A 12,641-nucleotide genomic window follows, 5' to 3' on the forward strand; every position below is an offset into this window, starting at 1 on the left:
CGAAGTCCACTTTGGTGAGGAAGTCATTATGCGTTACTACGTTATTATCTGGCTGGGTATCGCCGCCTGCTTTGCCTTTATGCAAGCGGATCATGCGCTTCCTGCCGTTCTAAGTCTCATGGCCAGCTGGTTGGTTGCCTTGTTCTTCAAGCCAGCGCCGACACGAATGCGTGGATTCTCTCCCGTGATTGATACGACGCCCCCTCGTGCGGTTGCTGATACGCCGGCAGGGCAAGTCTGAGCGCCTATGACAAGCCTGACAGTGTTATCGGCTGGTAGCCTGTTTACAGAATAAGCCGCTTATCCAAGGTTAGGGGCAAGGTTCGAATCCGCTGTCCCGTTGCATGGAAAATGGCGTTGGCGACAGCAGCGGCTACGCCAACGACGGCAATCTCGCCAAGACCCTTGATGCCAAGGGGATGGCCGCGGCGGTCATCTTCTTCAATCATGATGATATCCAGATCCGGCACATCTGCCTGAGTGGGAATCAAAGCCTCGGAGAGGTCTGCATTCATCCAGCGGCCGTTGTGCCGGTCAAGACGCGTCTCTTCCATCAATGCCTGTCCCAGCCCCCATACCATTCCGCCCAAGAGCTGACTATGGGCAAGGGTTGGATTCACGATGCGACCACAGCCAAAGGCGCCTACCAGACGCTCAACCCTGAGAGTACCCAGTTGCGGATCTACCAGCACTTTGACGAACTGTGCGCCAAACGCGGCGCGTCCTACCTCGGGTGGATTGATCTGATCTGCGGTACCGGCCTCGGCTTCAAGGTAATCCAGTTGGTGACGCGTCAGTAACGATACGAATGACTCCTGGCGACCTGTCTGTGAAACAAGGCCGCTTTCCTGGAGCTTCAGTTCTGCCGGGTTTGTCCTATGAAGCGGCGAGGCGGGATCTGTACTGGCCAGCGTACCCAGCTTCAGGCGCAACGCATCGGCTGCGGCGTGAAGCGCTGCGCCAAGACTCAGGGTTGTCGACGAGCTGGCCGTCAATGAGCTGTAGGGCAGTCGTGTGTCTCCCCATTCCAGTGTGACACTGCCCAACGGCAGCCCCAGCGCTTCGGCGGCAAGTTGTGACAGGGCCGTGGCGCTGCCCTGACCGATCTCATGGGTTGACGAGGAGGCGACCGCTGTTCCGTCTGCCCTTATCCGCATACGGGCGCAAGCGGCCATCTGCGCGACATGGTAAATGGACGTCGCCATGCCGTAGCCGACCTTGAATCGGCCCTCCTGCTGTGCGCCCGGACGAGGATCGCGTAATTGCCAGCCAATACGTTCAGCCGCTGCCTGATAGCAGTCCTTGAGAGATTTGCTTGACCACTCATGACCGCTCTGCGGTTCCTGGTCAGCATAATTACGTAGGCGGGCCTCCAGAGGGTCAATACCCTGCTGATAGGCCCATTCATCCATAGCGCTTTCGATCGCGAACTGGCTTACCGCCACGCCAGGTGCACGCATCCAGCTGGGTGCATTAACGTCGAGCCGCGCGGTTTTATGCTGCGTGCGCAGATGCTTAGAGGCGTAGAGCTTGGGCGTCATTTCGCCAACGGGTTCGATGAAGTTGGATGTGGTGGAGTTCTGGATCAAGGCGTCCTGCATCAGTACCTGTAATCGACCATCCTTCCCGCCGCCCAGACGGACCCGCTGCCGTGTGGCCCCGCGATAGGGCATCATGGAAAAGGTCTGGCGTCGTGTCAGAGCAAGCTTGACGGGTCGCCCGGTCCGCTTTGCCGCCATGGCCGCCAGGAGTGGGTGGACGTTACCCTTTTTGCCTCCAAAGGCACCACCCACGAAAGGCACGATTATCCGGACCTTGTCGCGTAATGCCTCTTCAGGTGAGCCGGTTTTCATGACCTCCATGAAATCCTTTTGCAGGCCCATGTCAAAGGCCTGAGCCAAGCCATATGCATCGCCATAGGAATATTGCGTGCCGAGGTACAGTGTCAGGCGCCCATGGCTATCCCACGCAGCGATTGCGGCGCCAGGCTCCAGGGCGTTGTGATGGTGAGAAGCCGTCTCGTAGACCTGCTCGAATGTCTGCTCGGCCATTGCAAAGGCGGTATCAGGATCGCCTCGCTCCGTCGTGCCAGGCTCACCGGCCCCCACCATTTGTGGCCGTTCGGCCTTTTGTTCGTCCAAAACCAGTAAGGGCGGCTGCTCGGGGGCTGCATAACGTATTGTTACACAGGCAGCGGCGCGCTGTGCCTGCTCAGCAGTGTCAGCGATCACCAGCGCAACAGGCTGCCCGTTGTAATGCAGCCGGCTATCCTGGAGCGGCTGAAAACGCGTCAGCTCTCCACCTGGCAGGGTATGAACGGGTTTGAGTTTTGGCGCGTCCAGGTGCGTCATCACACAGTGCACCCCTTCCAGTGCGAGCGCGGCGGCCGTATCGATAGCCTCAATGCGTCCTGTTGTTTGCGTACTTTGAACCACGGCTGCATGAGCCAGTGGTCCGTCTCCCGGCCCATGGGCAAGATCCGCCGTGTAGCAGGCCTTGCCGGTGACTTTGTCATACGCTTCGAGACGGTGGGGCGCTTTCATTGCAGAAACCTCATAACAGAAACCAGCCTCTCTCTAATGGGGACACCATGGTCAAAAAGGCGGTTCCAGTAGGTGCCTTGTTCCTTTGCCTGACGAGTGGGGCAGTAGAGGTGGGATACACATGGTCCATCGTAATAACCGTGAGGGTATGGCCCTCATACATCTCAACTCACTCATAAGGAGACGATATGAGCAAGCTGGCAGGTAAAATCGCGGTTATAACCGGTGCTGATTCGGGTATGGGAAAGGCCATGGCAGCCGTGTTCGCGCGGGAAGGTGCTCATGTGGCGATTACGTATCACTCCGATCAGCAGGGTGCTCAGGACACCCTCGAGCAAGTCCGCAACGCAGGGGGCCGCGGTCTGGTAAGGCAAGTGGATGTCAGAGACGAACACAGTGTGTCGGCGCTGTTCAAGGCAGTGGACGAGGAGCTGGGGACACCCGATATTCTGGTTAATAACGCCGGTACGGGCAAAAGCAAACCCCTTACCGAACTGACTACTGAAGAATTCGACTTGGTGATCAAAACCGATTTATACGGGCCGTTTTTCTGTGCCCGTGAGTTCATCCGGCGCCGTCAGCAGGCCGGCGGGCAGGGAAAGATCATCAACATCACGTCTGTTCATGACTCAATTCCCAGCCCCAACAATGTGCCTTACGGCGCTGCCAAAGGTGGGCTTCTTACCATGACGCGCAGCCTTGCGCTGGAACTTGCGCCGCTCAAGATCAATGTGAACGCCATTGCGCCAGGGCTTATCCGAACCCCGATGACAGAGGCTCGAGTCGACGATCCGCAAAAGCGCGAGGAAGAGCTGCCCAATATTCCCTGGAAGCGTCCCGGGTATCCTGAGGAGATTGCCGAGCTGGCGCTATATCTGGTCAGCCCTCAGTCCGACTACGTCACCGGTCAGAACTTTACGATTGATGGCGGGCTGGAAATGAATTGGGGGCAGGGCGCTTAGTGGCGTACTTGGTGTTGGAATACCTACGGATCTGGTTGGCGATGCTGTACCAACCAGATCTGGTGTTATCTTGAAGACGCAAACGCTAGCCTCATACCTATTAGCTAGCGGCTTTCGTCAGTTACAAGCATTACCTGCTGAATAATGCGTCAGTGTCCAGCTCAGCGATCGGTTGAACATCGCGCCATGGCCTAGCCCCTCAAACTCACGGTATTGACCGCTCACCCCGGGGGTCTGAACCAGCCGCATAGTAAGTGCTTCTGCTGTGGAAGTGGTTACCCGAGATGCCGATTCCGCCAGCAGTCTGGACGGATAGGCGGGTTCGTCTTTACCACGCAAGACAAAGAGGCATACAGAGGTATCTGCGAGGCGTTTGTCAAAGCCGGCTTCTTCTTGCAAGAGCTGGCCGTTACCCCACCATAGTGAAGGACTGGCCGCATAGTAGGACCGGAAGTTGCCGGGACGCGTTAACAGGGCATGCAGTACCAAGAGCCCACCATACGAATGGCCCCAGATCGCTTTATGGTTGGGGTCAAGCATGATCCGCTTTGCCAGTTCAGGCGCCAGCGTAAGGTCCAGCCAGTCTAGAAAATGGTCAGCTCCGCCAGTTGGCGAGCCGGTTAGGCTATCTCGGGTCGGTCCAGTCGCCTGGGTAGGCAGAGTAAAATCGTAGCTCCGCGTATCCGGGTCGAATCGCAGAGGCGTGTCGTGTCCAATAATCACCAGAACAGGCGAACTACCTTCTGCCAGTTGCTTCAAGTTATCCTCGCTCAATGCTCCAAGGGCAGCATTACCGTCCAGTACAAACAGGGACGGATAGCCGGACGCGGGAACAGGCCGATGCGGCGTAGCGATCCAGATATGGTAGCCGCGCTTTCCATCCTGACTTCGTAGGTGGAAGTCGCTGAATCCGTAGGGAAGATCAGGCTGCGACAGGATATGGCTGTCCATGGGTTCTTCAAGATTAGGCCGGGCCAGTGAGGGCAGGCTGACAAGGCATGCCAGCACCGCCGCCAGTATGATTGGGATACGCATAAGGTCAATCCTGGCCCCGCTGCGGAGCTATTACGCGGCGGGGCTGACGGTCAGAACGAAACGGTTACGCTGGAGAAGAAGGTGCGGCCTGGCTCGTTATAGGTAGCAGCCCCTGCACCTGCAATGTTATTGACGCCTTGGGCATTACCCTCACGGAACAAGCGCTTGTCGAACAGATTCTCTATACCTGCCGTCACGCTGACGTTCTTTGTTAGCGCATAGGTGCCATTGAGACCTGCAAGGGCATAGGGCGAGAGCTGGTTGTTGGACGAGCCTGTTACGCGATTACCCTGATAATCGTACTTCTTGGGTTTTTGTTTGCCATACCAGGTCACGTTGAGCTGAAGTGAAAGGTCTTCCTGCACCTGCCAGTCCAAGGTGGAGTTAAGGGTGTACTTGGGTGTCACTGACAGTACGTCCCCGGTCTCCTTGTTTTTGGATCTCAGCATATAGGTGAAGTTATTACGCCAGGTCACGTCCTCGGACAGCGGCAGCGTAAGCGTACCTTCAAGGCCTTCTACCAATGCCTTAGGGATGTTTTCCCACTGATAAATATTAGAGTTGGCGTAGCTGCCGGTACCACCGTTCGCACGCCCTGTAGGGTTCAGGCCGGACTCGATTTTGTTTTTGTAGTCGTTACGAAAGTAGGTCAAACCGGCGACAACGCCGTCATGCTGGTATTCAAGTCCCAGCTCCTTGTTGATGCTGGTCTCGGCCTTAAGGTCTTGATTACCTTGTAGATAGCAGCTTGCGCTCTGTCCATAGCAACCCTGACCACGGCTATAGAGCAGGTAGTTGGGATTGAGCTGGTAGAGGTTCGGCGCCTTGTAGGCGCGGGCGATACCTGCCTTGAGCGTGACGGTATCCGTCAGTGTTTGTGAGAGGTTGAGTGCGGGACTCCAGTTGTCGCCAACTACATCATGATGATCGAAGCGCAGTCCGGGTGTCAGAATCGTGCCTGGCCTGAGTTCAATATTGTCCTCGGCGAACAGTGAGAAGATTTCTGCCGATGCGGTACTGTTGCGGTTGCTACCCGAAAGGCCGGGGACACTGCCACCTTCACTAACGCTCTGACTGGTGGATGTGGCGTCGTCAAGCTCCTGGCGGATCCATTCGCTGCCCAGCGTTAGCACATGATCGACCTCCGACGTCTGCAATGGCATATTCACCTCGGCATGGGCGGTGATATCTCGCAGCACGGAAGTGTTTACATTATTTCCGGAAAAGATACCTTCTGTACCGCCGGCCAGACCTTCCTGAATGCGGCTGTTACGGGTCTTGGCATATTGCAGAAAGGCCAGGCTGCTTCCAAAGTCCCAGTTACCCTTATGGGTAACAGCGTAGGTCTCACGGTAGAGCCGGTTGGTTTCGTGGCCCATCAGGTTTTTTACGTAACTGTTGCTGTTGGTATTTTGCGTGTCGCCCGTATAGATATTGCCTTGACGGCTGAATCCCGCCTCGAATTCCAGCGTCTGATCAGGTGTAAGCTGCCAGCTGAGCAGCCCATTGATATCCCTGTTGCGTACACCCTCTCGGCCTGCCGGTAGTGTGCCAACCTGGTTACCGGTACGGGTAGACTCATGGCCCGAATTGATGTCCCAATCATCCGAGTCCGTCTTGGCGACGTTACCATAGACGCGATAGCTCAACGTCTCGGTAAGAGGGCCGCTAAGACCAAAGTCGGCCCGTTCGGTTGCGCCCTCATCGCTGTGCTGGGGAAAGCTGTGGTAAAGCGTGGCTGAACCATGAGTCTCCTGGGTCGTGCCCTTGGTGATGATATTGACCACACCGCCGGCCGCACCATTGCCGTACCGTGCGGCAGCCGGTCCGCGAATGACCTCGATGCGCTCGACCTGATCCGCAGGCACCCAATTGGTGTCACCCCGAGTATCACGTTCGCCTCGCCATCCATAACGCACGGCGTTGCGGCTGGCGACAGGCTTACCGTCTACCAGGATCAACGTGTTTTCCGGGCCCATGCCCCGAATATCGATCTGGCGGTTGTTACCGCGCTGGCCGCTGCTGGAATTGCCGGTTAGGTTGACGCCTGGCATGGTTCGAATGATCTGTGAGAGGTCGTTGACGGGAGGGCGCTTTTTGATGTCCTCAGCGGTTATGATCGAAACCCCTGGCGCTTGCTTGAGCTCCTGTTCGGCGGTACCGAGGACCACCTCATCGTTTAACTGCGTGATATTTTCCTCAGCGTGAAGAGCGGTAACATGAGCGTACAGACAGCTCAGAACGGCTAGACCAAGGCGGGTTCGGCGGGCGGGAATCGAGGGCATACGCAAACTCCTGTAGAAACGACTTCCGTATCACGCCAGCAGCAAAATGCCTGCCCATTGGGCGTTTGGCGCTGATGGGATAAGAACGCAGTCGGTGTGTTTGCGCAAATGATAGTCATTGCTATTTGACAGTAAAGCGCATTAACAATCTAAACACTTTGCCCAGCAGGAAGGCGCAACGTCATGCGCAGGCCATGACCTGTGTTTCGGGCCCAAAGGTCGCCGCCTTGAAGACGAACGTTTCGCTGCGCGATGGCCAGCCCCAGGCCAAAGCCGCTACGTGAGGAATGTTCTTCTGCGAGCCGGTAAAAGGGTTGAAAGATGTTTTCCAGTTCATGTTCAGGAACGCCAGGTCCCTGATCATCAAGATGAATCAACCAGTAAGCGCCTTCACGTGCTCCGGTCAGTTGCACGCGTCCGCTCGAAGGGGAGTGCCGGATAGCATTACGCAAAAGGTTTTCCAGCGCTTGCATGATGCCATTGATATGTACACGGACTACACAGGTCGGGTCCACCGTGTACATCAAACGGTCTGGTGCCCAGCCGCTTTCAAAGCAGGCGTTTTCAACCAGCGCCTCCCAGATCCCGAGAAGCGATACGTCCTCCTGATGAAAGCGGGGGCGCTCGGTATCCAGCCAAGCGAGGTCAAGTGTGTCATCTACGAGTTGCTGCATATCTTGCACATCACTTTCGAGGCGACGTTTGAGTTGAGGCAAGGCTAGATGACTGTCGCTGGCCACCCGCAGGCGAGCCAGCGGCGTACGTAACTCGTGGGAAAGGTCGCGAAGCAGTCGGCGCTGCTGTTCTATCTGATCCAGTAGCCGGTGCGTCAGGTGATCGAAGGCGCGGGCCAACTCGCCCAATTCATCGTGCCGTCTGCTCAGCGGCGCACCTAATGGGACCTCAAGGTCATCTGCTTCAAGGGCTGCAGCACGCTCGCGCAATCTTGAGAGCGGTACGATTAGATGCCAATACAGAAGCAGGCCAAGAGCGAGCGCCAACACTACCGGCATTACACCGTGAGTCACGACATGGGTCCAAGGGGTGAGCCCTGTGGGCAAGAAGCGCTGCGGTAGTTGAAGAACCAGGCGACCCTGCTCGGGATGGAGAGGGAACTCGATGCTGACGTAGGGGAGCTCATCCTGCAGCCGGCGACTCATGGGCCAGTCCAGCTTGCGCATAAAGGTAAGGCGAGCATATTCCTGGGGTGTCAGTGGTGTCTTACCAAGTACTCGGAGGTCCGGCCCTATCACCCGTGCCCAGGTGTTTTCCTGAGTTTCGAGCTGACGTTGCCAGGTTTCTATCGCCTCGGCATTCTGATCTCGCAGCCATAGTTGCTCTGCCTCGGCAGCATAACGGGATAGCAGTGCCCGAGCGGAAGTGTCGAGAAAATAACTGCTTCGCTCAACCTGCAATCCCCACGTCCACACCAGCCATACCAATAGCAGGCAGAAGGCGGCCAGCATTAGACCCAGTTTCCAGAAAAGCGAATGACGCAGGCGCATCAGGGCTGTATCCGTGCCACGTAACCTTTTCCCCAGACAGACTGGATCACCACGCGCTGGCAATGGATACGCTGGAGTTTGCGGCGCAGGTTACAAACATGCACATCAAGTCCGCGATCAAGTCGGGTATAGCTGCGACTGAAGACCTCTTGGTAAAGATAGGCCTTGCTGAGTGTTTCATCTTGATGCCTTAGCAGCGTTGTAAACAGTCGGTATTCGGAATGTGTAAGCTCAGCCCATTGGCCCGCCAGACGGATATCCTGTCGCTGATCATCGGTGTGCGGCAGCCCGGGAGCCGCCACGGGTGGGTTAGTATTTCGCTGCCGCTCCAGGGAGACTCGGCGCAAAAGCGCATCTACACGGGCATCCAGCTCGGCAAGGCTGAACGGCTTGGGGAGGTAATCATCCGCACCCCGTGTAAAACCAGTGATTCGATCTTGTTCAGCGCCCAGTGCGGACATAAGTATGACCGGAGCAGCACTTTGAGTTCTAAGTCTCTCTAGCGCTGTTAGACCATTGAGCCCTGGCAGCAGGATATCCAGCAGTACCAGATCGAAGCGCTGTGTACAGGCCATGTCCAGACCATTGTCGCCACGGCTTTCGTGGACAAGGGTAAAGCCACGGGTCAGCAAGTGCTGCTGGATGCCTTCGGCCAGAACCGGGTCATCTTCAACCAGTAAAACGTGAGGCTGTGCAGACATAAATGCAGATGAGAGTCATTAACGGATACCTAGTATCCGAACGTCGACATCCGAAAGCAAATGCCGATTACCTCTACAGGTCTTTTGACTGCGGAATCAGCACGGCCTGTCCCTGATAGCGCCCCTCCGCATCATGGAGCTGCCAGAGCGTTGCGTTCTGTATCAGAAAGCATTGGCCGCTCTTCATGACCCGAACACCGCTATAACCGCTGGAATAACCGTCGCGCTTCACCTGATCGATGAAGCGCTGCCGCTCCTCGCGATCCTGTGGACTGGCAGATAGGCGTGAGGGGAGTTGGGTAATTTCCTCCCAGCTATAGCCAAAGCGCTGTTGCGCCGCCTGGTTAGCGTACATGAACACAGGGTCATTTTCGGCGTTATGGGCCAGGACGCAGAAAGGGGCGGAGTAGTACAACCAATCGGCCGCAGCTTGCCCGGCGAGCGGCACTGGTACAAGACGTTTGCCCACGTGCTGCTCGTAGGACGTAGCCAGTAACGTAAACAGCAGGACATCAGTCTTCATAGGAGTTGCTTCTTTCATAAAGGCGCCGTGCATGAACCATGAAGGGAGTGCCAACGTACAAAAGCCGCCCTCATGTGAAAAGAGCTAGTCCTGTCAATCTGCTCAATACCAGAAGGCTGCCTCTTTTTTCCGGGACATGATCACCTCCCTTGGGCGAGCCATACCGTGTATCGATGTTTAAGTTTGCTTACCGCTACCCAGCAGTACCTAAAACAGCAAGGCAGATATGTTCGTTTATCGAACATAAACTAACCAGTGAGTACAAAATAATTTATAAAAGGGGCACTATGAAGGTGAAAGCTATCCAGAGTTGATACCTATTACCGCTGTAGGCGCAAAGAAAACCGATCCGGGCAGCCGAGCGGCCTGGGTCCTACAATATGCCTGCCAAGAGGGTCTGATTATGCAGCGCTCGATTGCCACGGTTTCCTTGAGTGGAACCCTGCCTGAAAAACTGGAAGCCATTGCTGCCGCAGGCTTCGACGGTGTAGAGATATTTGAAAACGATCTGCTCACTTACGGCGGAACGCCGCGAGAAATCCGTCGATTATGCGCTGACCTGGGAATTGCCATCACATTGTTCCAACCTTTCCGCGATTTCGAGGGGTGTCCGCGTGACCGTTTGCCCCGTAACCTGGACCGGGCCGAGCGCAAGTTTGACCTGATGCAGGAGCTCGGTACGGATCTGATGCTGGTGTGCAGCAATGTAGCGGTCGACTCGATAGGCGAGGAGGCTATTCTGGTGGATGACCTTCGCCTGCTGGGTGAGCGGGCGGGTGCACGCGGCATGCGCATAGGATACGAAGCCCTCGCATGGGGGCGGCACGTCAAGACCTGGCATCAGGTCTGGTCGATTGTGCAACAGATCGATCACCCCCGCGTGGGCGTATTGCTGGACAGTTTTCATACCCTGTCATTGAAGGATGATCCTGCCGGTATCGCCAGTATTCCGGGTGACAAGATCTTTTTTGTGCAAATGGCTGATGCGCCGATTCTCAATATGGATGTACTGGAGTGGAGCCGGCACTTCCGTTGCTTCCCGGGGCAAGGCGAATTTGATCTGGCCGGTTTCCTGGCGCCGATCCTGCGCTCGGGGTATACCGGTCCGCTCTCACTTGAAGTATTCAACGATGGTTTTCGCGCAGCACCTCCACGGGCCAATGCGGCTGATGGTTTCCGTTCCTTGCTTTACCTGGAGGAACAAACCCGCAACCGCCTGGCCAATGAACCGCCTGCCGATCCGGTTGCGCCGGAGCTGTTGTTCGATCCGGTGCCGCCGCTCGAGTTTGACGGTATCGAATTTCTGGAGTTTGCCGTAGACGAGCCACTTCGTGCAGAGCTTACGCAATGGCTAACCCGTCTGGGTTTTGCTCAGGCCGGGCAGCATCGCTCTAAGAACGTTACCTTGCTCAGGCAAGGCAGCACCAATCTCGTACTCAATGCCGAGCCTTATTCGTTTGCCCATAACTTTTTCGAAGTTCATGGACCTTCGCTGTGTGCCAAGGCCCTGCGGGTCAGTGATAGCGCAAAGGCCATGGAACGTGCCTGCCAGTATGGTGCGCAGCCATATCGCGGCCTGGTAGGCCCAAACGAGCGTGAGATTCCTGCGGTACGTGCACCGGATGGAGGCCTGATCTACTTTGTGGCCTCTGGCGCTGATGGGCGTTCGATCTATGAAACAGACTTCAACCTGAGCGCAGCCTCGTCCACGGACGATGTGCTCAATACCATTGACCATGTGGCCATGGCTCTACCCGCAGACAGCCTCGACACCTGGGTACTGTTCTACAAGAGCCTGCTTAATTTCAAGGCTGACGATGAAGTTGTGCTGCCGGATCCCTATGGTCTGGTGAAAAGCCGTGCGCTGCGCAGTCCCTGCGGGTCGATACGGATGGCGCTCAATATCTCGGAAAACCGTAATACGGCCATCTCCCGAGCCTTGTCGAGCTACCGTGGATCAGGCGTCCACCATATCGCATTCGAATGTGATGACATCTTTGCGGCCGCTGCCCAGGCCAAGGAGGCCGGAGTGCCGTTATTGGAGATTCCGTATAACTACTACGACGACCTCTCAGCGCGGTACGGCTTTGACGATGACTACCTGAGCCGGTTGGCCTATTACAATGTGCTCTATGATCGGGACGCACAGGGAGGCGAGCTGTTCCATGTTTATACGGAGCCGTTCGCGGATCGCTTCTTTTTCGAAGTTCTACAACGCAAAAACAGTTACAGTGGCTATGGTGCTGCCAATACGCCGGTCCGCCTGGCGGCCATGGCTCAGGCGCGCACCCGAAAGACGGCCGGACGTCTTTGAAGGTAGGGCTGTGCCCTACGTGGCATAGCCCTACCTTAATCCAATAACAACAACTACCATAAGGTTTTTGAACCTGCCAATGACACAACCAATAATGGCTGCCGAATCCCTTAGCCCCGATGCTGTAAAAACGCAGTCTGTTCCCCGACTGCCACGAAAGAACAACCCCGAAGAAACCAAGCAGGAAATCCTCCTGGCGGCGGTTGCCGAGTTTGCGGAAAACGGCCTGAGCGGGGCGAGAGTCGATGCCATTGCCGAGCGCACCCGAACATCGAAGCGCATGATCTATTACTACTTCGAGAGCAAGGATCAGCTCTACTCTGCGGTGCTGGAAAAGCTCTACGGGGAGATCCGCTCGACCGAGTCCCAGATGCATCTGGATGCGCTCGAACCGGTAGAAGCGATTCGGCGACTGGTCGAGTTCACGTTTGACTACCACGATCTGAATGTCGATTTCGTTCGGATCGTGTGTATCGAGAATATCCATCAGGGAAATTACATTCGCCAGTCACAGGCCATTACCTCAGTCAACTCGTCGATTGTTCAGACCATCTCTAGGATTCTGGTGCGTGGCGTAGAACAGGGCGTTTTTCGGGAGGGGCTGGATCCGCTTGAGTTGCACATGATGATGAGCTCGTTCTGCTTCTATCGGGTGTCCAACCGCTATACCTTTTCATCGATCCACCAGATCGACCTGACGGATGCAGATAACCGGGAGCGGCACAAGGAACTCATTTGCGATGTGGTGCTGCGCTATGTCTGCAAATGACTGA

Annotated in this window: 10 protein-coding genes; 4 read left to right on the forward strand and 6 right to left on the reverse strand. The window is 56.1% G+C overall.

What is annotated here, in order from left to right:
* The first annotated feature begins 28 nt into the window (after nucleotides 1-28).
* Nucleotides 29-241 (forward strand): hypothetical protein, encoded by a 213-nt coding sequence (locus GM154_RS19895; protein ID WP_150346216.1) that lies wholly within the window; start codon nucleotides 29-31, stop codon nucleotides 239-241.
* A 43-nt stretch (nucleotides 242-284) separates the two neighbouring features.
* Here the strand turns inward: GM154_RS19895 and GM154_RS19900 are convergent, their stop codons facing one another.
* The gene (locus GM154_RS19900) at nucleotides 285-2,543 is read right to left on the reverse strand and encodes a xanthine dehydrogenase family protein molybdopterin-binding subunit (RefSeq protein ID WP_219653144.1); all 2,259 of its coding nucleotides are present in this window, start codon (nucleotides 2,541-2,543) and stop codon (nucleotides 285-287) included.
* A 188-nt stretch (nucleotides 2,544-2,731) separates the two neighbouring features.
* On the opposite strand from GM154_RS19900, the gene GM154_RS19905 reads away from it, so the two are divergent.
* Entirely contained in the window at nucleotides 2,732-3,505 is a 774-nt protein-coding gene (locus GM154_RS19905) for an SDR family NAD(P)-dependent oxidoreductase (protein ID WP_125888865.1), read from the forward strand.
* Nucleotides 3,506-3,622: 117 nt separating this feature from the next.
* Here the strand turns inward: GM154_RS19905 and GM154_RS19910 are convergent, their stop codons facing one another.
* From GM154_RS19910 to GM154_RS19930, 5 genes are all read right to left on the reverse strand, one after another.
* Nucleotides 3,623-4,540, reverse strand: coding sequence for an alpha/beta hydrolase (locus GM154_RS19910; RefSeq protein ID WP_219653145.1), 918 nt, complete (start codon nucleotides 4,538-4,540; stop codon nucleotides 3,623-3,625).
* Between the two features lie 50 nt (nucleotides 4,541-4,590).
* Nucleotides 4,591-6,825 (reverse strand): TonB-dependent siderophore receptor, encoded by a 2,235-nt coding sequence (locus GM154_RS19915; protein WP_219653146.1) that lies wholly within the window; start codon nucleotides 6,823-6,825, stop codon nucleotides 4,591-4,593.
* 149 nt (nucleotides 6,826-6,974) lie between these two features.
* Entirely contained in the window at nucleotides 6,975-8,330 is a 1,356-nt protein-coding gene (locus GM154_RS19920) for a sensor histidine kinase (RefSeq protein ID WP_219653147.1), read from the reverse strand.
* Nucleotides 8,330-9,031 (reverse strand): response regulator transcription factor, encoded by a 702-nt coding sequence (locus GM154_RS19925; RefSeq protein ID WP_219653148.1) that lies wholly within the window; start codon nucleotides 9,029-9,031, stop codon nucleotides 8,330-8,332. The genes GM154_RS19920 and GM154_RS19925 overlap by 1 nt, the downstream gene beginning before the upstream one ends.
* Nucleotides 9,032-9,104: 73 nt before the next feature.
* Nucleotides 9,105-9,572, reverse strand: coding sequence for an MEKHLA domain-containing protein (locus tag GM154_RS19930; RefSeq protein WP_258019944.1), 468 nt, complete (start codon nucleotides 9,570-9,572; stop codon nucleotides 9,105-9,107).
* Nucleotides 9,573-9,957: 385 nt separating this feature from the next.
* Here GM154_RS19930 and quiC point away from each other — a divergent pair, with 385 nt between their 5' ends.
* Both quiC and GM154_RS19940 read left to right on the forward strand, forming a co-directional pair.
* Nucleotides 9,958-11,868 carry a 3-dehydroshikimate dehydratase QuiC gene (gene quiC / locus GM154_RS19935; RefSeq protein ID WP_219653149.1) on the forward strand — a complete coding sequence of 637 codons (1,911 nt, stop codon included), beginning with the start codon at nucleotides 9,958-9,960 and terminating at the stop codon, nucleotides 11,866-11,868.
* 94 nt (nucleotides 11,869-11,962) lie between these two features.
* Nucleotides 11,963-12,637 carry a TetR/AcrR family transcriptional regulator gene (locus tag GM154_RS19940; protein ID WP_019364568.1) on the forward strand — a complete coding sequence of 225 codons (675 nt, stop codon included), beginning with the start codon at nucleotides 11,963-11,965 and terminating at the stop codon, nucleotides 12,635-12,637.
* Nucleotides 12,638-12,641: the final 4 nt, after the last annotated feature.

Source organism: Pseudomonas sp. MAG002Y (assembly GCF_019400845.1).
Taxonomy (GTDB): Bacteria; Pseudomonadota; Gammaproteobacteria; order Pseudomonadales; family Pseudomonadaceae; genus Chryseomonas; species Chryseomonas luteola.

Excerpts from the sequence above, each read along its gene's own strand:
- GM154_RS19895 (WP_150346216.1), top strand. The coding sequence starts at position 29 with ATGCGTTACTACGTTATTATCTGGCTGGGTATCGCCGCCTGCTTTGCC.
- GM154_RS19900 (WP_219653144.1), bottom strand. The coding sequence starts at position 2,543 with ATGAAAGCGCCCCACCGTCTCGAAGCGTATGACAAAGTCACCGGCAAG.
- GM154_RS19905 (WP_125888865.1), top strand. The coding sequence starts at position 2,732 with ATGAGCAAGCTGGCAGGTAAAATCGCGGTTATAACCGGTGCTGATTCG.
- GM154_RS19910 (WP_219653145.1), bottom strand. The coding sequence starts at position 4,540 with ATGCGTATCCCAATCATACTGGCGGCGGTGCTGGCATGCCTTGTCAGC.
- GM154_RS19915 (WP_219653146.1), bottom strand. The coding sequence starts at position 6,825 with ATGCCCTCGATTCCCGCCCGCCGAACCCGCCTTGGTCTAGCCGTTCTG.
- GM154_RS19920 (WP_219653147.1), bottom strand. The coding sequence starts at position 8,330 with ATGCGCCTGCGTCATTCGCTTTTCTGGAAACTGGGTCTAATGCTGGCC.
- GM154_RS19925 (WP_219653148.1), bottom strand. The coding sequence starts at position 9,031 with ATGTCTGCACAGCCTCACGTTTTACTGGTTGAAGATGACCCGGTTCTG.
- GM154_RS19930 (WP_258019944.1), bottom strand. The coding sequence starts at position 9,572 with ATGAAAGAAGCAACTCCTATGAAGACTGATGTCCTGCTGTTTACGTTA.
- quiC (WP_219653149.1), top strand. The coding sequence starts at position 9,958 with ATGCAGCGCTCGATTGCCACGGTTTCCTTGAGTGGAACCCTGCCTGAA.
- GM154_RS19940 (WP_019364568.1), top strand. The coding sequence starts at position 11,963 with ATGGCTGCCGAATCCCTTAGCCCCGATGCTGTAAAAACGCAGTCTGTT.